We start from the raw sequence: 25,772 nt of genomic DNA, 5'->3' as shown, positions 1-25,772 counted from the left end.
GTCAGCGGATCGTCGTAGCCGTACGCACGACGCTCTCACCGACCCGGCCACCCTCCCCAGCCGACCGCGCCGAGCCGGGCAGGGACCGGCTCGCCACAGACACCGCGAACCGGCGATCAGCGTGTCAGCGGATCGTCGTAGCCGTACGCACGACGCTCTCACCGACCCGGCCACCCTCCCCAGCCGACCGCGCCGAGCCGGGCAGGGACCGGCTCGCCACAGACACCGCGAACCGGCGATCCGCGTGCGAGCGGATCGCCGTAGCCGTACGCAGGACGCTCTTGAGAACCCGGCCACCCTCCCCAGCCGACCGCGCCGAGCCGGGCAGGGACCGGCTCGCCACAGACACCGCGAACCGGCGATCAGCGTGTCAGCGGATCGTCGTAGCCGTACGCACGACGCTCTCACCGACCCGGCCACCCTCCCCAGCCGACCGCGCCGAGCCGGGCAGGGACCGGCTCGCCACAGGCACGGCGAACCGGCGATCCGCGTGCCAGCGGATCGTCGTAGCCGGACGCATGACGCGCTCACGAACCCGGCCACCCTCCCCAGCCGACCGCGCCGAGCCGGTCGGGGACCGGCTCGGAATTCAATACAGACAGTTCGGCCCCAGCAGGCTCTTCAGCTCGCCGAAGAGGTCCGGGGTGATGCGCACGGGGAACGGCACCTCGAACACGCGGGCCGTGTCGCCCTTGATGAGCTTCAGCCGCACCTCGGTCTGGCCGGAGTGGCGGATGAGCACGTCGCTGAGCTGCGAGACCGTGTCGGTGGTCGCGCGCGACTCGGGCATCGAGACGGTGAGCGGTCCCGAGTCGCCGTCCTGGCTCATCTCGGGGGCGAACAGGCTGAACGCGTGCAGGTTCATCCCGTCGTCGCGCATGCTGACGCGGCCTCTGACGACGACGATGGAGTCGTTCGTGAGCGCCGGGGCGAACTCCTGGTACGCCTTCCCCATGAACATGCAGGTGATCTCGCCGCCGAAGTCCTCGACCTGGATCATCCCGTACTGGTTGCCGGAGGCCTTGGCCATGCGGTGCTGGACGCTCGTGACGAGGCCCGCGACGACCACGGTCTCGCCGTCGGCGATCGTCTCCGAGATCAGCAGGTCGGCGATCGTGGTGCTGTAGTGCTTGGCGAGCTCGGTCTCGAGTCCGGCGAGCGGATGGTCGGACACGTAGAGCCCGAGCATGTCGCGCTCGAAGGCGAGCTTGTCGCGCTTGGCCCATTCGGGCCGCTCGGGCACCTGGATCGCGGCCTGCGGCTCGTCCCAGAGGCTGTCGAAGTCGAAGCCGACCTGGCCGTTCGCCTCGTTGCGCTTCTCCCCCACCGCCGCCTCGACGGCGTCCTCGTGCACCTCGACCAGGGCGCGGCGGGTCGAGCCGAGCGAGTCGAAGGCGCCGGCCTTGATCAGCGACTCGATGGTGCGCTTGTTGGTCACCTGCAGCGGCACTTTGCGGAGGAAGTCGTGGAACGTCTCGAAGCGCCCCTTCTCCTCGCGGGCGGCCCGGATGCCCTCGACGACGTTCATGCCGACGTTGCGGACGGCGCCGAGGCCGAAGCGGATGTCGGTGCCGACTGCGGTGAAGAAGCCGATCGACTCGTTGACGTCCGGCGGGAGCACCTTGATCCCCATCCGCCGGCACTCGTTGAGGTAGGCGGCCATCTTGTCCTTGGAGTCGCCGACGCTGGTGAGCAGCGCGGCCATGTACTCCGCGGGGTAGTGCGCCTTGAGGTACGCCGTCCAGTAGGAGACGACGCCGTACGCCGCCGAGTGCGCCTTGTTGAAGGCGTAGTCGGAGAAGGGCAGCAGGATGTCCCAGAGGGTCTTGACGGCCTCCATCGAGTAGCCGTTGGCGATCATGCCGCCCGAGAAGCCCTCGAACTGCTTGTCCAGCTCGGATTTCTTCTTCTTGCCCATCGCGCGCCGCAGCAGGTCGGCCTGTGCGAGCGTGAAGCCCGCGAGCTTCTGCGCGATCGACATGACCTGCTCCTGGTACACGATCAGGCCGTAGGTCCCTCCGAGCACCTCCGAGAGCGGCTCCTCGAGCTCCGGGTGGATCGGGGTGATCTCCTGCACGCCGTTCTTCCGCAGCGCGTAGTTGGTGTGGGAGTCGGCGCCCATCGGGCCCGGCCGGTAGAGCGCGAGGACCGCGGAGATGTCCTCGAAGTTGTCGGGCTTCATCAGTCGGAGAAGGCCGCGCATCGGGCCGCCGTCGAGCTGGAACACGCCGAGCGTGTCGCCGCGGGCGAGGAGGTCGTAGGCGGCCTGGTCGTCGAGCTCGAGGTCCTCGAGCACGAGGTCCTGTCCGCGGTTGGCGCGGATGTTGTCGAGGGCGTCGTCGATGATCGTGAGGTTCCGCAGCCCCAGGAAGTCCATCTTGATCAGCCCGAGCGACTCGCACGCGGGGTAGTCGAACTGCGTGACGATCTGGCCGTCCTGCTCCCGCTTCATGATCGGGATGATGTCCAGCAGCGGATCGCTGGACATGATGACGCCGGCCGCGTGCACGCCCCACTGGCGCTTGAGGTTCTCGAGTCCGAGCGCGGTGTCGAAGACCAGCTTGGCCTGCGGGTCCTCGGCGATGACGTTGCGCACGTCGAGCGCTTCCTTGTAGCGCGCGTGGGCGGGGTCGTTGATGCCGCTGAGCGGGATGTCCTTGCCCATGATCGCGGGCGGCATGGCCTTCGTCAGCTTCTCGCCCATCCCGAACGGGAAGCCGAGGACGCGCGAGGCGTCCTTGAGAGCCTGCTTCGCCTTGATGGTGCCGTAGGTGACGATCTGCGCGACGCGCTCGTCGCCGTACTTCTCGGTGACGTAGCGGATGACCTCGCCGCGGCGACGGTCGTCGAAGTCGACGTCGAAGTCGGGCATGGAGACGCGGTCGGGGTTGAGGAAGCGCTCGAAGATCAGGCCGTGGCGCAGCGGATCGAGGTCGGTGATCTTCATGGCGTAGGCCGCCATCGAGCCGGCACCGGAGCCGCGGCCGGGACCGACGCGGATCCCGTTGCGCTTGGACCAGTTGATGAAGTCGGCGACGACGAGGAAGTAGCCGGGGAAGCCCATCTGCAGGATGACGCGGGTCTCGTAGTCCGCCCGGTCGCGCACCTCCTGGGAGATGCCGTCCGGGTAGCGCTCGCGCAGTCCGGCCTCGACCTCCTTCACGAACCAGGTGTCCTCCGTCTCGCCCTCCGGCACCGGGAAGCGGGGCATGTAGTTCGCCGAGGTGTCGAACTGGACGTCGCAGCGCTCCGCGATGAGGAGCGTGTTGTCGCAGGCCTCGGGGTGGTCGCGGAAGACCTGGCGCATCTCGCGCGGCGACTTGAGGTAGAACTCGTCCGCGTCGAACTTGAAGCGCTTGGGGTCGTCGAGGGTGGTCCCGGACTGCACGCAGAGCAGCGCCGCGTGCGAGGTCGCGTCGTGCGCGTGCGTGTAGTGCAGGTCGTTGGTGGCGACCAGCGGGAGGTCGAGGTCCTTCGCGAGCCGGATGACGTCGCCGATCACCCGCCGCTCGATGTCGAGGCCGTGATCCATGATCTCGGCGAAGAAGTTCTCCTTGCCGAAGATGTCGCGATAGTCGGCGGCCGCCTGGCGGGCCTCCTTGTACTGGCCGAGGCGCAGGCGCGTCTGGACCTCGCCGCTCGGGCAGCCCGTGGTGCCGATCAGGCCCTCGGAGTACTGCGAGAGGATCTCGCGGTCCATGCGCGGCTTGAAGTAGTAGCCCTCGATCGACGCGCGCGAGGAGAGGCGGAAGAGGTTGTGCATGCCCGTCGTGGTCGAGCTGAGCAGCGTCATGTGGGTGTACGCGCCGGAGCCGGACACGTCGTCCCCTCCGCCGTCGCCCCAGCGGATGCGGGTCTTGTCGGAGCGGTGCGTCCCCGGGGTGAGGTAGGCCTCGGTGCCGATGATCGGCTTGATCCCCGCCGCCGTCGCGGTGCGCCAGAAGTCGAAGGCGCCGAACACGTTCCCGTGGTCGGTCACGGCGATGGCCGGCATGCCCTCCTCGACCGCCGCGTCGATCAGCGGCTTCACTCGCGCTGCACCGTCGAGCATCGAGTACTCGCTGTGCACGTGGAGGTGGACGAAGGAATCGTTACTCGGCAAGGATGCGCCTCCGGCGGACTGCGGGCAGGGGAGGGATGGCCGGCGACCCGGGAGGGCCCGTGGACACGGCGGGAAGAAGTCTAACCGCGCTGGACGCGGGTCCGGCCGGGAGAGCGCGGATCACTCCCCGCGCAGCACCTCGAGGGCGTGCACCAGGTCGTCGGGGTAGGACGCCTCGAACTGCACCCACTCCCCCGAGCCCGGGTGGGTGAAGCCGAGCCGGACCGCGTCGAGCCACTGGCGGGTGAGGCCGAGCCGCTTCGAGAGGGTCGGATCGGCGCCGTACATGGCGTCGCCGACACACGGGTGGCGCTGGGCGGCCATGTGCACGCGGATCTGGTGGGTGCGGCCGGTCTCGAGGTGGATCTCGAGGAGGGAGGCGAACGGGAAGGCCTCGATCGTCTCGTAGTGGGTCACCGAGGGCTTGCCGTCGGCGCGGACCGCGAACTTCCAGTCCGAGGACGGGTGGCGGCCGAGCGGGGCGTCGATCGTCCCGGCGAGCGGGTCGGGGTGGCCCTGCACGACCGCGTGGTAGACCTTCTCGACCGTGCGGTCGTGGAACGCGCGCTTGAGGTGCGTGTAGGCGCGCTCGGACTTCGCGACGACCATGAGGCCGCTCGTGCCGGCGTCGAGCCGGTGCACGATGCCCGCGCGCTCGGCCGCACCGGAGGTCGACACGGTGAAGCCCGCGGCGGCGAGGGCGCCGAGCACCGTCGGTCCCTCCCAGCCCACGGCGGGGTGCGCGGCCACTCCGACGGGCTTGTCGATCACCACGATGTCGTCGTCGTCGTGCACGATGCCGAGGCCGGGGACCGCCATCGGCACGATCCGCGGCTCCTCGCGCGGGCTCCACTCGACGCTCAGCCAGGTGCCTGCGTGCACGCGGTCGCTCTTGTCGAGGACCCGTCCGTCGGCGCTCACTCCGCCCGCCTCGGCGACCTCGGCCGCGAAGGTGCGCGAGAAGCCGAGCAGCTTCGCGACGGCCGCGTCCACGCGGAGGCCGTCGAGCCCGTCCGGGACCGGCAGCTCTCGGGACTGCGCCATCAGCGTCCGCCGGGGCGGTCGGCGTCGCGGGCCGCCTCCTCGACGGAGGAGGCCGCTGCGGGGGCGCCCGCTCCGGGGGCGGCGGGAGCGCCGTTCTCGGACACGACCTGGTCCTGCTCGTCGCGGCCCGCGCGCTCACGGGTGCCGTCGAGGCCTACGCCCCGCACGCTCAGGAGGACGAACAGCGCCATCGCCGTGCAGATCGCGATGTCGGCGACGTTGTAGATCGCCGGGAGCAGCCACGGCGTGAAGAGGAAGTCGACGACGTGTCCGAGCCCGAAGGAGGGCTCTCGGAACAGCCGGTCGAAGAGGTTGCCGAGGGTGCCGCCGAGCAGCAGGCCGAAGAAGACGCCCCACGCGGTGGAGCGGATCCGGCGCGAGAACCAGATCACGGCGACGACGACGCACGCCGCGATGATCGAGAAGATCCAGGTCGACCCGCTCGCGAGGGAGAAGGCGGCACCCGGGTTCTTCACGTAGTGCAGGATCAGGACGTCGCCGAGGACATGGACGTCCTCGCCCAGGGTCAGGTTCGTCGTGACCAGGAGCTTCGCGGTCTGATCGATCGCGAAGACCGCGAGCGCGACGAGGCCGAGGGTGACGAGCACCCTCGGCCTGACGTCCGCTGCGGCGGGACTACGCCCCAAAGCCCGACAGCGAGGACTCCGTCGACGCCGGCTGGGTGTCGAGGTCGCGGAGCTGGCCCTCGATGTAGCTCTTCAGCTTCTGGCGGTACTCGCGCTCGAAGGTGCGGAGCTCGTCGATGCGGTGCTCGACCGTCGCGCGCTCCTCCTCGAGCTTCGCGACCTGCTGGCGCTGCTTGGCCTCGGCCTCGGCGACGATGCGGGCGGCCGTGGCACGGCCCTCGGCGACGAGAGCGTCGCGCTTCTCGGCACCCTCGCGCACGTGCTCCTCGTGGAGGCGGCGGGCGAGCTGCAGGAGTCCGCTGGAGCTCTCGGCCTCGTCGACCGGAGCCGACTGCGAGGAGCTGACGGGAGCGACGACCGGTGCGGGAGCCGGGGTGGGCTCGGGCTCGGGCTCGGGCTGCGGCTCCGGCTCGGGTGCCTCGTCGACCACCGGGGCGGGAGCAGGAGTGCTCTCGCGCGGGGCGTCGGGGACTCGGGCGTCCGACGGGCGGCTGTCGCCGGAGGAGAGGCGCTGACGAAGCTCCTCGTTCTCCTGGTTCAGGCGGCGGAGCTCCACGACGACCTCGTCGAGGAAGTCGTCGACCTCGTCCTGGTCGTATCCCTCACGGAACTTGGTCGGCTGGAACCGCTTGTTGACAACGTCTTCGGGAGTGAGCGCCATGGCTTTCCACCTTCGATTTCAAGTAGGTACACGTTTAACAACGCGCGACTAAAGCTAGCAACTTCAGGCGCACGGCGCAGTGCTGACACCGCGGGGAACGTCCGGACGTGCCAACGATACAGGGACGGTCAGGCGCGCTGGAGCCACGTGGCGATGTACATGCCCACGATGACGCAGAGCATGGTGAGGCTCCAGCCGAAATCGAGCGCGATCGGACCGATCGAGACCGGCTTGATCAGGCGTCGGAAGAAGCCGATCGGCGGGTCCGTGACGGTGTAGACGCCCTCCGCGGCGACGAGGCCGGCACCGCGGGGGCGCCAGTCGCGTCGGATCACGCGGACGAGGTCGAGCACGAACCGCGCCCACATCGCGAAGAAGTAGAGCAGCAGCACGAAGTACAGGACGCTCCCGAGGAGCGAGACGACGGAGGTCACCGGGGGCCAGGGCTCCCCGGGATCAGGACTTCGCGAAGAACGACGCGTCGGCGTCGCTCTCGGCGGAGGCGGAGTCGCCGGCGACGGTGATGTGCGACGGCGAGAGCAGGAAGACCTTGCTCGTCACGCGCTCGATGCGGCCGTAGAGGCCCTGCGAGAGTCCGCTCGCGAAGTCGATGAGGCGGCGGGCGTCCGCATCGCTCATCTGCGAGAGGTTGATGATCACGGGGATGCCGTCGCGGAAGTTCTCCGCGATGACCTGCGCGTCGCGGTACTGCTTCGGGTGGACGGTGAGGATCTCGTTCATCTCGGCGGGTGCCGTCGCCTTCGGGGTCTGGGGGGTGGGCTTGCGGAGCGGGGTGACCGTCGCGCGGGGCTGCTGCACCGGCTCGACGGGAGGGACGGGCTGCACCGGGGAGACCGGTGCGCGGTGGACCGTCGCCGGGGCCGCCTCGACGGGCTCTGCGCGCTCGTACTCGACCTCTTCGTCGGCGAGTCCGAGGTAGACCATCGTCTTCTTCAGCGGGTTGGCCATGGGGTGTCCTCCGTGTCGTGTGTGCTCCCACAGGTGGGTCACCACGAGGTTAGGTGCGGGCGGGGCGTTCTCCGGTGATTGCCGATCCGATTCGCAGGTGTGTCGCACCCTCCGCGATCGCCTCGGCGAAGTCGTTCGACATGCCCGCCGAGATCGCCGTGGCGGAGGGCTCGACGGCGCGCACGCGGTCGGAGATCGACCGGAGCCGGGCGAAAGCCGGACGGGGCTCCTCGTCCAGCGGAGCGACCGCCATCACGCCGCGCAGCGTGAGGCCGGGCGCCCCGGCGAGAGCCTCGGCGAGGGGCTCGACGTCGGCGGGCGACGCTCCCCCGCGGTCGGGATCCTCGGTGAGGTTGACCTGCAGGAACACGTCGAGCGGCTCCTCCCCCGCCTCCAGCAGCGGGACGAGCGCGAGCCGGTCGACGGAGTGGACCGCGTCGGCGTAGCGGCGCACCTGGCGCGCCTTCTTGCTCTGGAGCTGCCCGATGAAGTGCCAGCGCGCAGCGGTCCCCGCCAGCTCGGCCGACTTCTCCTGCGCCTCCTGGTGCCGGTTCTCGCCGAAGTCGACGACGCCCAGCTCGAGGAGGTCGCGGAGCAGCGACACGGGGTGGAACTTGGTCACCACGATGGTCGTGACCGAGGACGCCTCGCGACCGGCCGAGCGGGTCGCGTCGGCGACCCGCTCGGAGACCTCGGCCCAGCGCGCGGCCAGCTCCGGATCCGGCACGACTACTTGAGGAAGTCGGGGATGTCCAGGTCGCTGTCGTCGTCGTCGAAGGACGGGTCGGCGACAGGGGCCGGGGCGGCGACGGGGGTGCTCGACCAGATCGAGCCGGCCGCAGGCGCCGCGGCGGGAGCCGGGACGGGCTCAACGGCCGACTCGCTCGCCGAGCTCTGCTGCTGGCGCGGCTGGGCGATCGCGGCCTGAGCGGTCCCGCCCGGCTCTCCGCCGTCGAAGCCCGCGGCGATGACGGTGACGCGCACCTCGTCGCCGAGCGTGTCGTCGATCACGGCACCGAAGATGATGTTCGCCTCGGCGTGCACCGCCTCCTGGACGAGGCGCGCCGCGTCGTTGATCTCGAAGATGCCGAGGTTCGAGCCGCCCTGGATCGAGAGGAGCACGCCGTGCGCGCCGTCGATGCTGGCCTCGAGCAGCGGTGAGGCGACGGCCAGCTCGGCCGCCTTGATCGCGCGATCGGCGCCGCGCGACGAGCCGATGCCCATCAGCGCCGAGCCCGCGCCCTGCATGACCGACTTCACGTCGGCGAAGTCGAGGTTGATCAGGCCGGGCGTGGTGATCAGGTCGGTGATGCCCTGGACGCCGGCGAGGAGCACCTGGTCGGCGGTCGCGAAGGCCTCGAGCATCGAGATGCCGCGGTCGCTGATCTCGAGCAGGCGGTCGTTCGGAACGACGATGAGCGTGTCGACCTCGTTCTTCAGCGTCGCGACGCCGGCCTCGGCCTGCGTCTGCCGACGGCGTCCCTCGAACCCGAAGGGCTTGGTCACGACGCCGATGGTGAGGGCGCCGATCGACTTGGCGATCCGCGCCACGACGGGCGCGCCGCCGGTGCCGGTGCCGCCGCCCTCGCCCGCGGTGACGAAGACCATGTCGGCCCCCGCGAGGACCTCCTCGATCTCCTCGGCGTGGTCCTCGGCGGCGCGGCGGCCGACCTCGGGGTCGGCGCCGGCGCCGAGTCCGCGGGTCAGCTCGCGGCCCACGTCGAGCTTGACATCGGCGTCGCTGAGCAGGAGCGCCTGGGCGTCCGTGTTGATCGCGATGAATTCGACACCGCGCAGGCCGAGCTCGATCATGCGGTTGACGGCGTTGACGCCGCCTCCGCCGATGCCGACGACCTTGATCACGGCGAGGTAGTTCTGGTTTGAAGTCACGTCTCCGGCCTCCGGGCTGAACCTTAAACCTGTAGTTGAGGCTTAAAGTTATGCTGAGTATGCATTTGGGGTTCGGCTCCGACGGTAGGCGGAGTCCGGTCGCGCTCCCAGCAGACACGCCCGCAACGCTCGAAAGAACGCGCGGATCCGCCGCCGGTCAAGGCCGGGGCGCCACGACGGCGGCCTGGGGCGAGGACACGTCGTAGGTGCCGACGACGGCGGGGTCGGTCGCGGCCATCAGCTTCTCGAGCACGACGGCCTTGAGCGCCGACTCGTCCGACCCGCCCCAGACGACTTCCGTGCCGTTCTGCAGGGTGAGCGAGACGTCGTCGCCGGTCGTGGCCGTGGCGGCCGTCACCTGCGGAGCGAGCGACGCGGGCAGGGAGCGCAGCACCCGCGCGGTCGCGCGGAAGCCGGCTCCCGAGGCGTCGCCGGACGCGGTGGTGAGGACCGGGTAGCCGGGCTGCGCCGAGTCCGCCGTCTCGATGACGACTCCGGCCGCGTCCACGAGCTCGAAGCGGCCCCCCGCCGCGATCACGCCGAGGGGCGTGCGCTCGACGATCGACACCACGAGGGTGCTCGGCGGCCGGGTCTGCACCGAGTAGCTCTGGATGAGCGGGGACGCGCCCAGCACGCGGCCGACCTCGTCCCGGTCCACCAGGGTGAGCGGGACGCCGAGCTGGTCGTCGAGCTCGCTCTGCAGGGCGGCGGCGTCGACGCGCTGGGTGCCCGAGATCTCGATCGTGCGCACGGCCATGAGCGGCGAGAAGGCCGCGACTCCGACGATGAGGGCGAGGGCGACGAGCGACCCGGCCACGACCAGGGCGATCAGGCGGCGCCGACGCGCGCGCTTCGTGAAGCGGCGGACCTCCCCCCGCTCGTAGCGCCTCCGCTCGCGGGCGGCCCGGGAGACGGCCCGGTTCTCGGCTCCGGGCAGGCGCAGGCCCGAGAGGGTGCGGCGGACCGCGCCCGCGCGCGACGGAGTGCGCTCGGCCGGCTCCGGGTCCACGCGGATCGCGGAGACGATCCGGATCGGCTCGGTGTCCGGCTCCGGCTCGCCGCCGCGCGTGGGGACGCTCCGACCGGGCGCCGGAGGGCGTCCGCCGTCGGGCCGCTTCACGGCCGCTCCCCCGCTTCGGGCGCGAGGACCGCGGTCATCGTGCGACCGGCGCGGCCTCGCTCGCGCCGAGCGACTCGAGCACCTGCGGGATGATCCGGTAGACGTCGCCGCAGCCGAGGGTGATGACGAAGTCGCCCTCGCGCGCGATGCCGGCCGTGAGGCGGGCCGCCTCCGCCCAGTCCGGGACGAACGAGACGTGCGACGGGTCGGCGAACTTCTCGCTGACCAGCGCTCCGGTCACTCCGGGCTCCGGATCCTCGCGCGCCCCGTAGACGTCGAGGACGATCGTCTCGTCGGCGTAGCGCTCGAGCGTCTCGGCGAACTCGCGGGCGAAGAGGCGGGTGCGGCTGTAGAGGTGCGGCTGGTGCACGGCGATGATGCGGCCCTCGCCGACCACGGTGCGCGCGGCGGAAAGGGCGGCGGCCACCTCGGTGGGGTGGTGGGCGTAGTCGTCGTAGACGCTGACTCCGCGGACCGCTCCGTGCAGCTCGAAACGGCGCTCCGTGCCTCCGAACGCCGACACGGCCTCGAGCGAGGCGGCCGGATCGAAGCCCAGGCCCACCAGCACTGCGAACGCGCCGGCCGCGTTGATCGCGTTGTGACGGCCGGGGATGCGGAGGCGGGCCGAGTAGCGCCTGCCCTCGTACTCGACCGAGAAGCCGACGGGGCCGACGAGGTCGAGGTCGACGACGCGGACGTCCGCCCCCTCGGCCTCGCCGAAGGTCAGCACCCGTCCGCCGACCAGCCACTCGGTGACGCGGACGGCGCCGGGGTCGTCGGAGGAGATGACGACGAGCTCGCTCGCGGAGGAGGCGAAGGTGACGAAGGCCTCCTCGAACGCCTCCAGCGATCCGTAGTGGTCGAGGTGGTCCGGGTCGACGTTCGTGATGAGGGCGACCGCGGTGTCGTAGAGGAGGAAGCTGCCGTCCGACTCGTCGGCCTCGACGACGAAGACCTCGCCGGAGCCGGCGGCGGAGGAGGTGCCGAGGCTCTCGATGATGCCGCCGTTGACGAAGCTGGGGTCGGCGTCGACGCCGAGCAGGCCGGTGACGATCATGCCGGTCGACGTGGTCTTGCCGTGCGCTCCGGCCACCGCGACCAGGCGCCTGCCGCGCACCAGCCAGGCGAGGGCCTGCGAGCGGTGCAGCACGGGCAGGCCGCGCTCCTTCGCGAGCAGGTACTCGGGATTGTCGGGCCACAGGGCGGAGGTGACGACGACCGCCTCGGCGTCCCCGAGGTTCGCCGCGTCGTGGCCGATGGCGACCGGGACGCCGAGCTCCCGCAGCTGCTCGATGGGGTGGGACTCGCGGACGTCGGACCCGGTGACCCGGTGCCCGGCGTGGTGGAACAGCCGGGCGATCCCGCTCATCCCGGAGCCGCCGATGCCGATGAAGTGGACCGAGCCGAGCTCGTCGGGGACGGTGATGCCGAGGTCGGGCTTGATCACGGGGCTCTCGCTTTCGGGTGGGTCGCGGCGGGCGGGAGGGGCCTCCCGCGGTGCGCCGGATCAGTGTAGACGGTGGGCGGGAGTGCTCTCCCGAGCCGCGCGGAGCGGGCTCAGCGCGGCTCGGAGAGGGTCGACTCGATCAGGTCGACGAGCCGCCCGGAGCCGTCGCGGACTCCCACGCGGGCGGCCCGGCGCGCCATCTCGTCGCGACGGGCGGTGTCGCCCAGGAGCGGTACGAGCTCCCGCTGGACCCAGCCGGGGAGGAAGGCGGCGTCCTCGACGAGGACCGCTCCCCCGGCGTCGACGACGCCGCGCGCGTTGTAGCGCTGCTCGCCGTTGCCGACCGGGTACGGGACGTAGACCGCAGGCAGACCGAGGGCTGTCAGCTCGCTGACCGTCGCTGCCCCCGCGCGGGAGACGGCCACGTCCGCGGCGGACAGCGCGAGGTCCATCCGGTCGCAGTAGGCGAGGAGGTGGTAGCCGGCCACCCCCGGGTCCGTGATCTCGGCGCGGTCGCCCGTGATGTGGAGGACCTGGAAGCCGGTGGCGACGAGATCCCGGGCGGTGGCGTGCACCGTCGCGTTGATCCGTCGAGCGCCGAGGGAGCCGCCGGTGACCAGGAGGGTCTGCCGGGACGGGTCGAGGCCCAGCGCCGCCATCGCCTCGTCGCGGCGCGCGGCCCGGTCGAGCTCGGCGATCTCGCGGCGCAGCGGCATGCCGACGACCCGCGCGTGCGGCAGGGGCGTGCCCTCGAAGGCCACGCCGACCGAGCGGGTCGCGCGCGCGCCGAGACGGTTGGCGAGCCCGGGGCGCGCGTTGGCCTCGTGGACGGTGAAGGGGACGCCGGCGCGGCGCGCCGCCAGGTAGGCGGGTGCTGCCGCGTACCCGCCGAAGCCGACCACCGCGTCGATCCGCCGGTCGCGGATCGTCCGGACGATGCCGGCGATGGTCGCACGGAAGGCTCCGGGGAACCGCAGCGCCGCCGCGTTCGGGCGGCGCGGGAACGGCAGCCGCGGGATCACCGAGAGCTCGTAGCCGCGGAGGGGGACGAGGCGGGCCTCGAGCCCCTCGGCGGTGCCGAGCACGAGCACCTCGTCGTCCGGGTTCCGCCTGCGGATCTCGTCGGCCGTCGCGAGCAGCGGATTGACGTGGCCGGCGGTGCCGCCGCCGGCGAGGAGGTAGCGGGTCACTCCGCCGCCGCCTTCCTGCGGCGCAGCACGCCCGCGCCGGGCAGGGGCGCGGTCTGAGTGCGGGCGAAGGAGAGGACGACGCCGATGGCGAGGAGCGAGCTGAGCAGGGCGGTGCCTCCGGAGGAGATCAGCGGCAGCGGGACCCCCAGCACCGGGAGCACCCCCAGGACGACGCCGATGTTGACGAACGCCTGGCCGATCAGCCAGACCATGATCGCGCCGGTGCTGATCCGCACGAACGGATCGGAGGACGCGTGGATGACGCGGAAGAAGGCGACCGCGAGGACCACGAACAGCGCCAGGACGACGATCGCTCCGATCAGCCCGAGCTCCTCGCCGATGATGGCGAAGATGTAGTCGTTGTCCGCGGCGGGCAGCCAGGACCACTTGGCCTTCGAGTTGCCGAGGCCCACGCCGAAGATCCCGCCGGAGGCCATCGCCCAGGTGCCGTGCACCGGCTGCCAGCACGAGTTCTGGTACTCCTCGACGTTGGAGCAGTCGCCGAGGAAGGACATGATCCGGGTGAGGCGGTTGTCGCTGGAGACGGCGAACAGCACCGCTCCGATCGCACCGACCACCACGATCGGCACGAGGACCTTCATCTGGACGTTCGCGTAGAAGAGCGCGGCGAGGACGATGCCCGCCATGATCACGACCGTGCCCAGGTCGCCTCCGATGAGGACCAGTCCGATCGCTGCGCCGCCGACGATCAGGACGGGGATGAGCGCGTCCTTCCAGTCCTTCGGCGACCGGTAGCGGCGGGCGAGCAGGAGCCCCAGCCAGAGGGCGAGCGCGAGCTTGATGATCTCGGAGGGCTGCATGCTGAAGGCGCCGAGTCGGATCCAGTTGCGGTTCCCGCCGACGGAGTCGCCGAGCGGCGTGAAGAGCACGAGGCACTGGAGGACGCAGCCGGCGATGAGCAGGATCGGCGTCACGCGCTTCCACACGCCGAGGGGCAGCCGCGAGACCACCAGCATCATCGGGATCCCGAGGAGGGCGAATCCGCCCTGGCGCAGGAAGCCGCCGAAGGAGTCGTCGCTCGACACGTAGGAGGTGACCGACGAGGAGGAGAGCACCATCGTCAGTCCGAACAGCACAAGGAAGAGCGTGGTGCCGAAGAGGAGGTAGAAGTTCGGCGAGTGGGAGGCGAAGACTTTCGACAGGACGATCCGCGCGGAGCGGGCCCCGGTCCGGTCCTTCCCGCGCGGCTCAGTGCGCGAGCGGCCCGCGGGGCGGCTCGTCGTCGGAGCGGTCATCGGCTCCCCCTCCCAGGTGTGTCGCCACGGCGGCCGCGAAGGAGCGGCCCCGAGCCGCGTAGTCGAGGAACTGGTCCATCGAGGCCGCGGCGGGTGCGAGCAGGACGACGTCCCCCGAGCGGGCGAGCGTCGCGGCGGCCTCGACGGCCGCCTGCATCACCGCACCAGTGTCGTCCGGCACCGCCTCGCTCACGGGGAGGGCGGGCGCGTGTCGCCGGAATGCCGCGAGCAGCGCCGAGCGGTCGACGCCGATCACCACGGCGCCCCGCAGGCGGCCGACGTGCGCGGCCACGAGGGCGTCCACGTCGACGCCCTTGAGCAGCCCGCCGACGACCCAGACGACCGACGGGTACGCCCGCAGCGAGGCGTCGGCGGCGTGCGGGTTCGTGGCCTTGGAGTCGTTCACCCAGGTCACCCCGTCGCGCTCGGCGACGACCTGGATGCGGTGGGCGTCGAGCTCGAAGGACGCCAGCGCGGTGCGGACGGCCGCGACCTCGATCCCGCACGCTCGGGAGAGCGCTGCCGCGGCGAGCACGTTCTGGACGATGTGCGGAGCGGCGAGGTTCCGTGCGGCGAGCTCGTCCACGGTGGTGATCTCGAGGGCACTGGTGCGGCGGTCCTCGAGGAAGGCGCGGTCGCAGAGGATGCCGTCGACGATCCCGAAGTCGCTCGGGCCGGGCACGCCGAGGCCGAATCCGATCGCCCGGGCGCCCTCCACCACCTCGGCGTCGAGGACCATCTGCTCGGTCGCCGCGTCGGCGCGGTTGTACACGCAGGCGACGCGGGTGCCGGCGTAGACCTTGCCCTTGGCCGCGCGGTAGGCGTCGAACGAGCCGTGCCAGTCGAGGTGGTCGTCGGCGATGTTGAGGCACGCGCTCGCGATCGGCTCGATCGCGCCCAGGTAGTGCAGCTGGTAGCTCGAGAGCTCCACGACGAGGACGTCGAAGCCCTGCGGGTCGCGGACCGCGTCGAGCACGGGCACGCCGATGTTGCCGCAGGGGGCGGCGCGGAGGCCGCCGGCCACGAGCATCGTCGCCGTGAGCTGGACGGTCGTGGTCTTCCCGTTGGTGCCGGTGACGGCCACCCAGTCGGCCGGAGTGCCGTCGGCGCGCACGACCTTGTCGCGGACACGCCAGGCGAGCTCGACGTCGCCCCACACGGGGATCCCGGACTCCGCCGCCCACACGAGGATCGGGTGCGTCGGCCGGAAGCCGGGCGACACCACGACCAGCTCCGGTGAGAACGCGTGCAGCTCCTCCGGAGCGGAGTCGAGGCGGTCGGCCCGGTGCAAGCGGGCGCCGATCACCTCGAGCAGGCGCTCGCGCTCCTCATCGGCGCGGTCGGCGAGGACCAGCACCTCGGAGCCGAGCTCGGTCAGGGTGTCGGCCACCGAGAACCCGGTGACGCCCAGGCCCAGCACGGCGACGCGCAGGCCGCGCCAGTCCGAGTGCCAGCTGCGGAGGGAGTCGGGACGGGCGGGATCGGTCATGCCAGCGACAGCCATTCCAGGTAGAAGAGCCCGACTCCGGCGGCGACGAAGATGCCGGCGATGATCCAGAACCGGACCACGACCGTGATCTCGGCCCAGCCCTTGAGCTCGAAGTGGTGGTGGAGCGGGCTCATCAGGAAGATGCGCTTGCCCCGGGTCAGCTTGAAGTAGATCCGCTGGAGGATGACCGAGCCGGTCACGATGACGAACAGGCCGCCGATGAGGATGACCAGCAGCTCGGTGCGAGTGAGGATCGCCAGGGCCGCGAGCGCGCCGCCGAGGCCGAGCGAGCCGGTGTCGCCCATGAAGATCTGCGCCGGCGAGGTGTTCCACCAGAGGAAGCCCACCAGGGCACCGGAGACGGCCGCCGCGATGATGGCCAGGTCGAACGGGTCGCTCACCTGGTAGCACTTGTCGACGACCTCGGGGTTGAGGTGCTGGTCGAAGCACCACTGGTTCGACTGCCAGAACCCGATGATGACGTAGGAGCCGATCGCGAGGATCGAGGACCCGGTGGCGAGTCCGTCGAGCCCGTCGGCGACGTTCACGCCGTTCGACGTGCTGGTGACGATGATGCAGATCCACAGCACGAACAGGCCGATGCCGATCCAGCCGAGGGAGGCGAAGTCGAACGGCAGGTCGCGGATGAACGAGATCGAGGTGGACGCGGGGGTGAGCCCGTTGGAGTCGCGGACCATGATCGCGATCACCGCGAAGGCCGCGGCGACGATGACCTGGCCGGCGATCTTCGCCCAGCCGCCGAGGCCGAGGCTGCGCTGGTTGCGGGTCTTCAGGAAGTCGTCGACGAAGCCGACGAGTCCGAGCCCGACCATCATGAAGAGCACCAGCAGGGCCGACGGCGCGATCGCCCGGTTGCCGAACAGCATCCCGAGGAAGTAGCCGACCACGGTGCCGATGATGATGACGATGCCGCCCATCGTCGCCGTGCCGTGCTTGACGTGGTGCGACTTCGGTCCGTCCTCGCGGATGAACTGGCCCCACTGCAGGCGGTGGAAGAGGCGGATGAACAGGGGCGTCATCAGGAGCGTGAAGGCTCCCGAGAACGCGCCGGACAGGAGGAGTGCCCTCATCGGTGACGCTCCCCGAGACGGTCGGCGAGGAAGCGCAGCCCCGCGGAGTTGGACGACTTGACCAGCACGGTGTCGCCGGGTCGCAGGTAGTCCTCGAGGAGGTCGAACGCCTCGTCGGAGGTCTCCGCGAAGACGGACTCGCCGCTCCACGACCCCTCGCGCTCGGCCGCGACGTGGATCCGGCGGGCGCCTCGGCCCACCACCACGATCTGGGAGATGTTGAGGCGGACGGCCAGCAGGCCCACGCGCTCGTGCTCCTCGTCGGCCCACTCGCCGAGCTCGCTCATCTCTCCCAGGACGGCGACGGTGCGCCCCCCGGGCTTCGCGATCTGGGCGAGGGTGCGCAGGGCGGCCGCGGTGGAGTCGGGACTCGCGTTGTACGCGTCGTTGATGACGCGGACGTCCTCGCCGCCCAGGACCTCCATGCGGCCGCGCTCGGCGAGGGTGACGGTCGCGAGCGCCTCGACGATCGCGGGCAGCGCCACTCCGACCGAGAGCGCGGCGGCGGTCGCCGCGAGGGCGTTCATCACGTGGTGCTCGCCGAGGACGCGCAGCAGGAGCTCGGCGCGGGCGGCCTCGCGGCCCTCCCCGGCCGAGACCTCGATGGCGAAGCGGGTGCCGTCGGCGGTCGCGTCGATGTCGACGGCGCGCACGTCCGCGCTCTCGCCGCGGCCGAACCAGAGGACCCGGGCGGCGGTGCGGCCCGCCATCGAGGCGACCCGGCCGTCGTCGGCGTTCAGCACGGCGACGTCGTCGGCGGTGAGGTCGGCGACCATCTCTGTCTTGGCCTCGAGCGTGCGCTCGATTCCGCCGAACTCGCCGGCGTGCGCGAGGCCCACGGCGAGGACGACGCCGACGTCGGGCCTGGCCATCCGGACGAGGCGGCGGATCTCGCCGACCGCGCTCGCGCCCATCTCGGCGACGAGGAAGCGCGTCGACTCGGACACCTGGAGCATCGTGATCGGCGCGCCGACCTCGTTGTTGAAGGATCCGCGCGGAGCGACCGTCTCGCCGACCCGCTCGAGGACGGTGCGGAGGAGGTTCTTGGTCGTCGTCTTGCCGTTCGAGCCGGTGACGCCGATGACGGTGAGCCCGCCCTTCGCGCGGACGCGCCGGACGACCTCGGTCGCCAGCGCGCCGAGCGCCTCGACGGAGTCGTCGACGAGGACCTGCGGCACGTCGAGGTCGAGGGGGCGCTCCACGATGAGGAGCGCGGCACCGCGCTCGAGAGCGGCGGGAGCGAAGAGGTGGCCGTCGGTGTGCTCGCCGCGCTTGGCGACGAAGATGCCGCCGGGCGCGATCTCGCGGGAGTCGGTCTCGGTCGCTCCATCGATCACGGTGGCGGCCGTTGCGGACGAGCCGGCCAGGTGGAGGCGTCCGGAGACGGCCTCGGCGATCTCGGTGAGGGTGAGGGCGATCATCTACAGCCAGCCCGCCTCGCGCAGCGCGTGACGGACGTCGTCTCTGGCCGAATACGGCATGTGCACTCCTGCGATCTCCTGGTGGTCCTCGTGGCCGGGCCCGGCGTAGAGGATCGAGTCCCCTTCGCGCGCGAGGGCGACGGCGGCGCGCACGGCGGCGCGCGGGTCGGCGATCTCGTGGATCTCCCGGTCGGGCACGGCGGCCCGGGCGCCCTGGAGGAGCGCGGCGCGGATGGCGGCCGGATCCTCCCAGCGCGGGTGGAAGTCGGTGACGACCACGACGTCGGCGAGGCGGGCGGCGATGGCGCCCATGTCGCTCCGCTTGGTCGTGTCGCGGTCCCCGTCCGCCCCGAACACCATGAACAGGCGGCCGGGCGTGATGGACCGCAGCGCCTCGAGCGCGTTCTGGAACGCGTCGGGGGTGTGGCCGTAGTCGACGTAGACGCGCGGTCCGCGCTCCCCCGAGACGAGCTCGGCGCGGCCCGGGATGTAGACGTCGAGACGGCTGTCCTCGAGCGCGTGCGCGACGGCGTCCAGGTCGAAGCCCGACTCCACCAGCATCACGATCGCCAGCGCGGCGTTGGACGCCATGTACCAGCCGATCAGCGAGACGGTGACGACGACGGAGCGGTTCTCGGGCCCCTCCAGGCGGAAGGTGGTGCTGTCGGGCGTCGCGTCCAGCACCGTCATCGACCAGTCGGCGGGCGTCGTCGGGGCGACTCCGACGACCGGCGAGCCGGCGAGCGTCGCGACGGGGATGCGGCTGCGCTCGGCGAGCTCGCGCCCCCAGGCGCTGTCGACCGTGACGACGCCGCGGCGTGCGCGCTCCGGCTCGAAGAGGTCGGCCTTGGCCTCGAAGTACTCGCGCAGATCGGAGTAGTCGTCGAGGTGGTCGTGGCTGAGGTTCGTGAAGCCGACGACGTCGAAGACGAGGCCGTCGATCCGGTGCCGCGTGAGCGCCTGCGCCGAGACCTCGATGGAGACCGCGCGGACGGCGGACTCGCGCATCCGCGCGAGCAGGCCGTGCAGCTCGCTCGCCTCGGGAGTGGTCAGCGAGCTGACCACGGCGACGTCGCCGATCCGGCGCTCGGCGGTGGAGCTGAGGCCGGAGACGACTCCGAGCCGGCGCAGCAGCGCGTCGAGGATGTAGACGACGCTCGTCTTGCCGTTGGTCCCCGTCACGCCGAAGAGCGTCGGGACGTCCTCGCGGGTGCGGTGGATCCACGCGGCGACGTCGCCGAGGGCGGCCCGCGGGTCGGGGGTCACCAGCACGGGCAGGCCGCTGTCGGCGGCGAGCTCCGCTCCGGCCGGGTCGGTCAGCACGGCGACGGCTCCGGACGCCGCGGCGGCCGACGCGAAGGCCGCGCCATGGGCACGGCGTCCTGCGACACCGACGTAGAGGTCTCCGGACTCGACCTGGTTCGAGTCCAGCGTGACTCCGCTCACCTCGACGCCCTCGAGGCCGCGGACCGGGCCGAGGGAGAACTCGGCCACGAGCTGCGAGAGGCTCCGCGGCACGGGGTGCTCGGGGCGGAGGGAGGACTGCGGGCGAGGGTCGTGCACTGCCCGCTCTTTCTCTCGTTCTGGTGCTTGGATCGTGGTCCCGGCGGGGCTCACCACGTCGTCGGGTACTCGACGGGCGGCACCGTGGACGGCTCCACCCGGTTGGTCTTGAGCACCTGGGTCATGACCTGCTGGAAGACGGGAGCCGTCGCCTGGGACGTGTTCATCTTAACCGGATCGGCGATGGTGACCGTCACGACGTACTCCGGGTCCTCCGCCGGCGCGAGCCCGGCGAGCGAGACGGTGTAGCTCTTCGAGTAGCCGCCCTTCCCGTCGGGCTGCTGCGCGGTACCGGTCTTGGTGGCGATGTTGTAGCCGTCGACATGGATGTCGTTCGCCAGCCAGCCCTCGTTGTAGTGGGTCTGCAGCATGTCGACGACCTGCTTCGCGGCCGAGCTCGACACCACCTGGGTGCCCGTCGCATCGGGGACGTCCACGACGGAGCCGTCGGCCGTGGTGCAGCCGTCGATCAGCTGCGACGGGAGCCGCACTCCGCCGTTGCCGAGCGTCTGGTAGATGCTCGCGACCTGCACCGCGGTCGCCGAGACGCCCTGGCCGAACATCGTCGTGTAGTTCGTCTGGTTGTCCCAGTCCTGGTAGTCGGCGAGCAGGCCGCCCTCCTCGCCGGGGAAGCCGCTCGTGGTGGGCGTGCCGAGACCGAACTTCTGCAGGTAGTCGTAGCGGGTCTGGGCCGACAGGCGGGAGCCGAGCATCGAGATGCCGACGTTCGACGAGTCCTTGAGGATGCCGGTCAGCGTGTAGTTCGTCGGGGTGTGCGCGAAGTCGTCGCTGAACGAGGCGCCGTCCTTCTCGAAGGAGTCCGGGACGACGACCTGGGTCGTCGGGCCCGCCTGGCCCTGGTCGATCAGCATCGCGGCCGTCATCGGCTTGAAGGTCGAGCCCGGCTCGAACGGCGCGCGGAAGGCGCGCGAGCTGCGGTCTGCGGAGGCGCTCGCCTCGACGTTGTTGGGGTCGACGGTCGGCGTCTCGGCCACGGCGAGCAGCTTGCCGGTCTTGACCTCCTGCACGACGACGATCCCGTAGCTGCCGCCGACCTCGGCGACGCGCTGCGAGAGGACCTGCTGGGAGTAGTACTGGAGGTCGGAGTCGATGGTGAGCTTCAGCGTCCCGCCGTCGACGGCCGGGGTCTCCGAGACGGTGCTGCCCGGGATCCGGACGTAGTCGGCGCTGCGCTCGTAGCTCTCGGACCCGTTCTGCCCCGCGAGGCAGGTGTTCTCCGCGTACTCCATGCCCTCCTGGGCCGCTCCGTCCGCCCCGACGTAGCCGACGAGGTTGCCGGCCACCGCGCCGTTGGGGTAGCTGCGTCCCTGCTGGGTCTCGAAGTAGGTCCACGGGATGTCGAGCGCGACGAGCTTCTGGTAGGCCTCGAGGTCGAGCCCCTCCGAGAGGATCAGGTAGTTGGCCTTCGCGTCCTTCGCGAGCGCGGCGTCCACCGCTCCGGTGATCTGCTCGACCGACTGCCCGGTGATCGCGCCGATCTCGGAGGCGGCCTGCTGCACGCTGACCATGACCTTCTGGTCCTCGCCCAGCTCGCGCGGGAACTCGGCCACGTTCTTCGGCGAGGTCGTCAGCCGGTAGCGCGTGGTGGTGTCCGCGAGCACCGTCCCGGAGCGGTCCACGATGGGGCCGCGCTGACCGTAGGTGACGACGCTGTTCGACTGGTTCTGGGCGGCCGCATCGGTGAGCTCGTTCGCCCGCACGATCTGGATGTCCACCAGCTTGCCGATGAAGAGTCCGACGACGGCGACGATGATGACGAACGTGACGGCCGTGCGGCGTCTGCTAGAGCGGTGGTGTCTCACTGCGGCGGTGTCCTTCTTGCTCCGGGCGGGCGGGCCGCCGTTCGTCGGGTCCGGATGGTCGTCGTGCGCCCCGCGGGGCGGGTGCCCGCGCGGAGGCGGACCGCGACGCCGCGCGTCAGTGCGTGATGGGCGCGGGCAGCTCGCCCTGCAACGGTACGGCCGCACCGTCGACAGCCGGGGAGGACGCGCTCGCGCCGGGCTGGAGAGCCGGGACGAGGGCGTTGGGCACGAGCGGCGCGGAGGCGGTGCCCGCGACTTCGCTCGACGCGGCGGAGGAGGGGTCGCCCAGCACGGCGCCGTCCGAGAGGCGGAGGTAGACCGGCGCGGTGTTGGCGACCATGCCCAGGCCCTGAGCGGCGGTGGCGAGGTTCTGCGGCGAGCTCAGCGTGTCGACGGCGTCCTGCTTCTCCGCGTTGCTGCGGGTGAGCGACTTCTGCTCGGTCTGCAGCGCCGAGATCTGGTAGGCCCCCTGCGAGAGGCCGACGCTCACCAGGAGCTGGACGACGATGATCGCGAAGAGGCCGGCGACGGCGACGATCCCGTAGACGAGCTTCGGGCGCGACTGCGCCTGACCGGCCGGGACGGCCTCGATTCGGGGGCGGGGCGCCTCCTCCTCGGGGCGTGCTCGGCGGGCGGGGTCGATGACGGCGGTAGCGCTCATGCGGTGCTCCTGATCCTCTCGGCCGCGCGCAGACGCACGGGTGTCGCTCGGGGGTTGCGGGCCTTCTCGTCGTCGGAGGCGAGCTCGGCTCCGCGGATGACGAGTCGGAACTCGGGTCGATGCTCCGGCAGCTCCATCGGGAGGCCGGCCGGGGCGGTGGAGGAGGACGCGGCCTGGAGCGCGCGCTTGACGATCCGGTCCTCGAGCGACTGGTACGCCTCGACGACGATCCGCCCGCCCTCGTTGATCCGGCCCAGGGCGGCGGGGATCGCCCGCTCGAGGACGGACAGCTCCTGGTTGACCTCGATCCGCAGCGCCTGGAAGACGCGCTTGGCGGGGTGGCCGTTCCGCTGGATCGCGACCGGGGTCGCCGCCTGGATGATCTCGACGAGACGGCCGGAGCGCTCCAGCGGAGCCTCGCGACGGGCCTCCACGATCTTCTTGGCGTAGCGCGCGGCGAGGCGCTCCTCGCCGTACTCGTGGAAGATGCGGCGCAGGGCGGTCTCGTCGTAGTCGGCGAGGATGCTCGCCGCCGTGAGCGGGGCGGTCGAGTCCATCCGCATGTCGAGCGGCGCGTCCTTGGAGTAGGAGAACCCGCGCTCGGTCTCGTCGAGCTGGAGCGAGGAGACGCCGAGGTCGAAGAGCGCACCGTCGATCGTGTCGATGCCCAGCTCGTCGAGCACGTCTGGCAGCTCGTCGTAGACGGCGTGCACGAGGTCGATCCTGGAGGCGTGGGCGGAGAGCCGCTCCCCCGCGAGCTGCAGCGCCTCGGGGTCGCGGTCCAGGCCCACGAGGTGCAGGCCGGGGAAGCGCTCGAGCAGCGCGAGCGAGTGCCCGCCCATGCCGAGCGTCGCGTCGACGACGACCGCCCCGTCGCGCTCCAGCGCCGGAGCCAGGAGCTCGACGCAGCGCTCGAGCAGCACCGGGAGGTGCCGCTCCTCGGTCGGGCGCGGAGCGCCCTTCGGAGTGTTCTCTGCCATGGCGGTCCCGCCGTTCCCGTTCCTGTCGTCCGATCCCCATCCACCTCGCGTCCGGACACCGGGGAAGGTGCGTCCGGGCGCCGAGTGGCTGGGAGTCGCGCGACAGGACCTAGAACAGGCCGGGGATCACCTCCTCCTGGGTGTCGGAGAACACGGACTCCTGCTCCTGCAGGTAGGTCTCCCAGGCGCCCTGCGCCCAGATCTCGGCGCGGTTGCCCGCTCCGATGACGGTGAGGTCGCGGTCGAGGCCGGCGTAGGCGCGCAACGGAGCCGGGAGGGTCACGCGGTTCTGCTTGTCCGGCGTCTCGGCGCTCGCGCCCGAGAGGAACACCCGGAGGAAGTCCCGCGCCTGCTTGCTGGTCACCGGCGCCTGCCGGATCTTCTCGTGCATCACCTCGAACTCGGCCTGGCTGAACACGTACAGGCACCGCTCCTGGCCGCGCGTGACGACGACTCCGGAGGAGAACTCGTCGCGGAACTTGGCGGGGAGGATCACGCGGCCCTTCTCGTCGAGCTTGGGGGAATAGGTGCCGAGGAACACGGACTGCCCCCCACTTCTTCCGGCCAAGGATGGTGTGTCCTCCACAGTACTCCACTTCCCCCCACTCACAACCCCGGCGCGGCGCGGGGCGCGCCGGAGAGGCCCCGGTCATCCGCGTGTTTCCGCGGAATCGCGACAGTGGGGCGAAGTGGAGGGGGAATGCCGCGGGAGGGAGGCCGCGGGCACGAAAAAAGGGCCGATCCGTGAGGATCGACCCTGTGGTGGAGCGGAGGGGAGGCTAGCCGCGCCCGTCTCCGCGGTTGTCCCACCTGTCGTTCAGACGGTCCATGAAGCCGGACCCCTGGCGGTTGCCCGAGCGGGGCTTCGACGGACGGCCGACGTCGGGCAGGCCGGGCTCGGAGGAGCCGCCGGCGGCCGGGCGCATGGCCACGATCACGCCGCCGAGCATGAAGGCGAACCCGAGGATGCCGACGAGGGGCTGGCGCACGACCACTCCCGCGACGAGCACGGCGAGACCGAGGATGCCGAGGAGGATGCCGAGCACGAGGGCCCGGTAGTTGGTGCCGCCGCGTCCCTTGCCGACCGCCGCCACGAAATCGGCGTCGTTCTGGTAGAGGTTCCGCTCCATCTCATCGAGGAGCCGTTGCTCGTGTTCCGAAAGCGGCATCGTGACCCCTTCAGGGTGCGGCGTCGACCCTTTCGGGGATCGGCACCGGAATAGGCGGCGTCTGGGCTCGACCGGTCGGGCGGCGCTTCAGTGTAGACCGAGCCCGACGCAGGCACCAGGCACCTTCGGTGCATAGGCTGGTCGGGTGAACCACAGCTCTCGACTGGTCGATCGCGTCCAGCTCCGAATCGATGAATTCCTCACCGGGCGCACGCCAATTCTGCGCTCCATAGGAGAGGACGTCTCCGCCCTCGGCGACCTTTCGCGGGACTTTCTCAGCGGGGGCAAGCGGTTCCGCGCGCGCTTCTGCGAGGCGGGCTGGAACGCGGTGTCGAGCACCTCGAGCGAGGCCCATCCGAGCGGCTCCGATCCGATCGCGAGGGTGGGCGCCGGGCTGGAGCTGTTCCACGCCGCCGCCCTCGTCCACGACGACGTGATCGACAACTCCGACACCCGCCGCGGCGCTCCCGCGGCCCACCGGCGCTTCTCCTCCTTCCACGCCGACGGCGGTTGGACCGGCGACCGCGACGAGTTCGGCCGCTCCTCCGCGATCCTCCTCGGCGACCTCCTCCTGGTCTGGTCGGACGAGATCTTCGCCGCGGCGGAGTGGTCGCTCGGGGATCGAGTCGCAGCCGAGCGCGCGCGCGCGGAGTTCAACCTGATGCGCACCGAGGTCACGCTGGGCCAGTACCTCGACATCCTCGAGGAGAGCGCATGGGTGCAGCACCCCGAGCACGAGCACCTGCAGCGGGCGGAGCGGGTGGTGGTCTACAAGAGCGCGAAGTACAGCATCGAGGCGCCGCTGGTGATCGGCGGCTCCCTCGCCGGCGGCGACGACGCGCAGCTGGACGCCCTGCGCCGCTTCGGGCTCCCGGTCGGGATCGCCTTCCAGCTGCGCGACGACGTCCTCGGGGTCTTCGGCGACCCGGCGGTGACGGGCAAGCCGGCCGGCGACGATCTGCGGGAGGGCAAGCGCACCGTGCTGCTCGGCCTCGCCCGAAGCGCGTGCTCGCCGGACGAGCGGGCCGAGCTCGACGCGGTCGTGGGCCGGAGCGACGCCGGCGCGGCGTCCATCGCGCGGGCGCAGGACATCATCGCGGGCAGCGGCGCCCTCGAGCGGCTCGAGGAGCGCATCGACCAGGAGGTGGCCGCGGCGATCGCGGTCCTCCCCGACGCGCCGCTCCGCGCGGAGGGCGTGGCGGAGCTGCGCGAGCTGGCCGCCCAGGTCACGGTCCGCACCTCCTAGGAG

General features: G+C 71.4%; 22 protein-coding genes. 1 reads left to right on the top strand and 21 read right to left on the bottom strand.

Translation table 11 applies throughout. The features are described from left to right. Window positions 1–589 precede the first annotated feature (589 nt). The 21 genes from dnaE to C5B93_RS10845 form a co-directional block, all read right to left on the bottom strand. Window positions 590–4,051, bottom strand: a complete 3,462-nt coding sequence (dnaE, locus tag C5B93_RS10945; protein WP_244229655.1) for a DNA polymerase III subunit alpha — start codon at window positions 4,049–4,051, stop codon at window positions 590–592. A gap of 171 nt (window positions 4,052–4,222) precedes the next feature. After that, the gene (locus tag C5B93_RS10940) at window positions 4,223–5,146 is read right to left on the bottom strand and encodes an RluA family pseudouridine synthase (protein WP_104233341.1); all 924 of its coding nucleotides are present in this window, start codon (window positions 5,144–5,146) and stop codon (window positions 4,223–4,225) included. Continuing rightward, window positions 5,146–5,754, bottom strand: coding sequence for a signal peptidase II (gene lspA / locus C5B93_RS10935; protein ID WP_104267390.1), 609 nt, complete (start codon window positions 5,752–5,754; stop codon window positions 5,146–5,148). Before lspA ends, C5B93_RS10940 begins: the two co-directional genes overlap by 1 nt. A gap of 28 nt (window positions 5,755–5,782) precedes the next feature. Then, window positions 5,783–6,454, bottom strand: coding sequence for a DivIVA domain-containing protein (locus tag C5B93_RS10930; RefSeq protein WP_104292476.1), 672 nt, complete (start codon window positions 6,452–6,454; stop codon window positions 5,783–5,785). 128 nt (window positions 6,455–6,582) lie between these two features. After that, window positions 6,583–6,888: a YggT family protein gene (locus C5B93_RS10925; RefSeq protein ID WP_258059242.1), complete on the bottom strand. Its 306-nt coding sequence runs from the start codon at window positions 6,886–6,888 to the stop codon at window positions 6,583–6,585. 22 nt (window positions 6,889–6,910) lie between these two features. Next, entirely contained in the window at window positions 6,911–7,423 is a 513-nt protein-coding gene (locus tag C5B93_RS10920) for a cell division protein SepF (RefSeq protein ID WP_104292475.1), read from the bottom strand. 49 nt (window positions 7,424–7,472) lie between these two features. Beyond that, a complete protein-coding gene (locus C5B93_RS10915; RefSeq protein WP_104222598.1) occupies window positions 7,473–8,150 on the bottom strand; it encodes a YggS family pyridoxal phosphate-dependent enzyme in 678 nt (225 codons plus the stop codon). 2 nt (window positions 8,151–8,152) lie between these two features. Then, window positions 8,153–9,313: a cell division protein FtsZ gene (gene ftsZ / locus C5B93_RS10910; protein WP_104292474.1), complete on the bottom strand. Its 1,161-nt coding sequence runs from the start codon at window positions 9,311–9,313 to the stop codon at window positions 8,153–8,155. Between the two features lie 157 nt (window positions 9,314–9,470). Beyond that, window positions 9,471–10,433 (bottom strand): cell division protein FtsQ/DivIB, encoded by a 963-nt coding sequence (locus C5B93_RS10905; protein ID WP_104292473.1) that lies wholly within the window; start codon window positions 10,431–10,433, stop codon window positions 9,471–9,473. Window positions 10,434–10,467: 34 nt separating this feature from the next. Beyond that, a complete protein-coding gene (gene murC / locus C5B93_RS10900; protein WP_104292472.1) occupies window positions 10,468–11,880 on the bottom strand; it encodes a UDP-N-acetylmuramate--L-alanine ligase in 1,413 nt (470 codons plus the stop codon). A 110-nt stretch (window positions 11,881–11,990) separates the two neighbouring features. Then, window positions 11,991–13,070, bottom strand: a complete 1,080-nt coding sequence (gene murG, locus C5B93_RS10895) for an undecaprenyldiphospho-muramoylpentapeptide beta-N-acetylglucosaminyltransferase (protein WP_104292471.1) — start codon at window positions 13,068–13,070, stop codon at window positions 11,991–11,993. Further along, window positions 13,067–14,326 (bottom strand): putative lipid II flippase FtsW, encoded by a 1,260-nt coding sequence (gene ftsW / locus C5B93_RS10890; RefSeq protein WP_104292470.1) that lies wholly within the window; start codon window positions 14,324–14,326, stop codon window positions 13,067–13,069. The genes murG and ftsW overlap by 4 nt, the downstream gene beginning before the upstream one ends. Beyond that, window positions 14,280–15,815: a UDP-N-acetylmuramoyl-L-alanine--D-glutamate ligase gene (gene murD, locus C5B93_RS10885; RefSeq protein ID WP_104292469.1), complete on the bottom strand. Its 1,536-nt coding sequence runs from the start codon at window positions 15,813–15,815 to the stop codon at window positions 14,280–14,282. Before murD ends, ftsW begins: the two co-directional genes overlap by 47 nt. Continuing rightward, window positions 15,812–16,906: a phospho-N-acetylmuramoyl-pentapeptide-transferase gene (gene mraY / locus C5B93_RS10880; RefSeq protein WP_104222591.1), complete on the bottom strand. Its 1,095-nt coding sequence runs from the start codon at window positions 16,904–16,906 to the stop codon at window positions 15,812–15,814. Before mraY ends, murD begins: the two co-directional genes overlap by 4 nt. Then, entirely contained in the window at window positions 16,903–18,327 is a 1,425-nt protein-coding gene (gene murF, locus C5B93_RS10875; protein ID WP_104222590.1) for a UDP-N-acetylmuramoyl-tripeptide--D-alanyl-D-alanine ligase, read from the bottom strand. Before murF ends, mraY begins: the two co-directional genes overlap by 4 nt. Next, window positions 18,328–19,890 carry a Mur ligase family protein gene (locus tag C5B93_RS10870; protein WP_104222589.1) on the bottom strand — a complete coding sequence of 521 codons (1,563 nt, stop codon included), beginning with the start codon at window positions 19,888–19,890 and terminating at the stop codon, window positions 18,328–18,330. Between the two features lie 50 nt (window positions 19,891–19,940). Then, window positions 19,941–21,713, bottom strand: coding sequence for a penicillin-binding protein 2 (locus C5B93_RS10865; RefSeq protein WP_244229623.1), 1,773 nt, complete (start codon window positions 21,711–21,713; stop codon window positions 19,941–19,943). A 115-nt stretch (window positions 21,714–21,828) separates the two neighbouring features. Next, window positions 21,829–22,374, bottom strand: coding sequence for a hypothetical protein (locus C5B93_RS10860; RefSeq protein WP_104292468.1), 546 nt, complete (start codon window positions 22,372–22,374; stop codon window positions 21,829–21,831). After that, window positions 22,371–23,354: a 16S rRNA (cytosine(1402)-N(4))-methyltransferase RsmH gene (gene rsmH, locus C5B93_RS10855; protein WP_104225374.1), complete on the bottom strand. Its 984-nt coding sequence runs from the start codon at window positions 23,352–23,354 to the stop codon at window positions 22,371–22,373. Before rsmH ends, C5B93_RS10860 begins: the two co-directional genes overlap by 4 nt. A 109-nt stretch (window positions 23,355–23,463) precedes the next feature. Further along, window positions 23,464–23,895, bottom strand: coding sequence for a division/cell wall cluster transcriptional repressor MraZ (gene mraZ, locus C5B93_RS10850; RefSeq protein ID WP_104292467.1), 432 nt, complete (start codon window positions 23,893–23,895; stop codon window positions 23,464–23,466). A gap of 238 nt (window positions 23,896–24,133) precedes the next feature. Next, complete coding sequence (locus C5B93_RS10845) at window positions 24,134–24,523, bottom strand: DUF3040 domain-containing protein (RefSeq protein ID WP_104233350.1); 390 nt, start codon at window positions 24,521–24,523, stop codon at window positions 24,134–24,136. A gap of 145 nt (window positions 24,524–24,668) precedes the next feature. On the opposite strand from C5B93_RS10845, the gene C5B93_RS10840 reads away from it, so the two are divergent. Further along, window positions 24,669–25,769 carry a polyprenyl synthetase family protein gene (locus tag C5B93_RS10840; RefSeq protein ID WP_104292466.1) on the top strand — a complete coding sequence of 367 codons (1,101 nt, stop codon included), beginning with the start codon at window positions 24,669–24,671 and terminating at the stop codon, window positions 25,767–25,769. Window positions 25,770–25,772 lie beyond the last annotated feature (3 nt).

Origin of the sequence: Rathayibacter sp. AY1A2, from assembly GCF_002930935.1 — a bacterium.
In the GTDB taxonomy this organism is placed as follows: domain Bacteria; phylum Actinomycetota; class Actinomycetes; order Actinomycetales; family Microbacteriaceae; genus Rathayibacter.
This window is presented reverse-complemented; position numbering and strand designations above follow the sequence as displayed.

Bases quoted from the DNA above. Each gene is read 5' to 3' on its own strand.
- rsmH (WP_104225374.1), bottom strand. From the start codon at position 23,354: ATGGCAGAGAACACTCCGAAGGGCGCTCCGCGCCCGACCGAGGAGCGG.
- C5B93_RS10920 (WP_104292475.1), bottom strand. From the start codon at position 7,423: ATGGCCAACCCGCTGAAGAAGACGATGGTCTACCTCGGACTCGCCGAC.
- murF (WP_104222590.1), bottom strand. From the start codon at position 18,327: ATGATCGCCCTCACCCTCACCGAGATCGCCGAGGCCGTCTCCGGACGC.
- murD (WP_104292469.1), bottom strand. From the start codon at position 15,815: ATGACCGATCCCGCCCGTCCCGACTCCCTCCGCAGCTGGCACTCGGAC.
- dnaE (WP_244229655.1), bottom strand. From the start codon at position 4,051: ATGCTCGACGGTGCAGCGCGAGTGAAGCCGCTGATCGACGCGGCGGTC.
- C5B93_RS10845 (WP_104233350.1), bottom strand. From the start codon at position 24,523: ATGCCGCTTTCGGAACACGAGCAACGGCTCCTCGATGAGATGGAGCGG.
- C5B93_RS10940 (WP_104233341.1), bottom strand. From the start codon at position 5,146: ATGGCGCAGTCCCGAGAGCTGCCGGTCCCGGACGGGCTCGACGGCCTC.
- C5B93_RS10930 (WP_104292476.1), bottom strand. From the start codon at position 6,454: ATGGCGCTCACTCCCGAAGACGTTGTCAACAAGCGGTTCCAGCCGACC.
- mraY (WP_104222591.1), bottom strand. From the start codon at position 16,906: ATGAGGGCACTCCTCCTGTCCGGCGCGTTCTCGGGAGCCTTCACGCTC.
- ftsW (WP_104292470.1), bottom strand. From the start codon at position 14,326: ATGACCGCTCCGACGACGAGCCGCCCCGCGGGCCGCTCGCGCACTGAG.
- C5B93_RS10860 (WP_104292468.1), bottom strand. From the start codon at position 22,374: ATGAGCGCTACCGCCGTCATCGACCCCGCCCGCCGAGCACGCCCCGAG.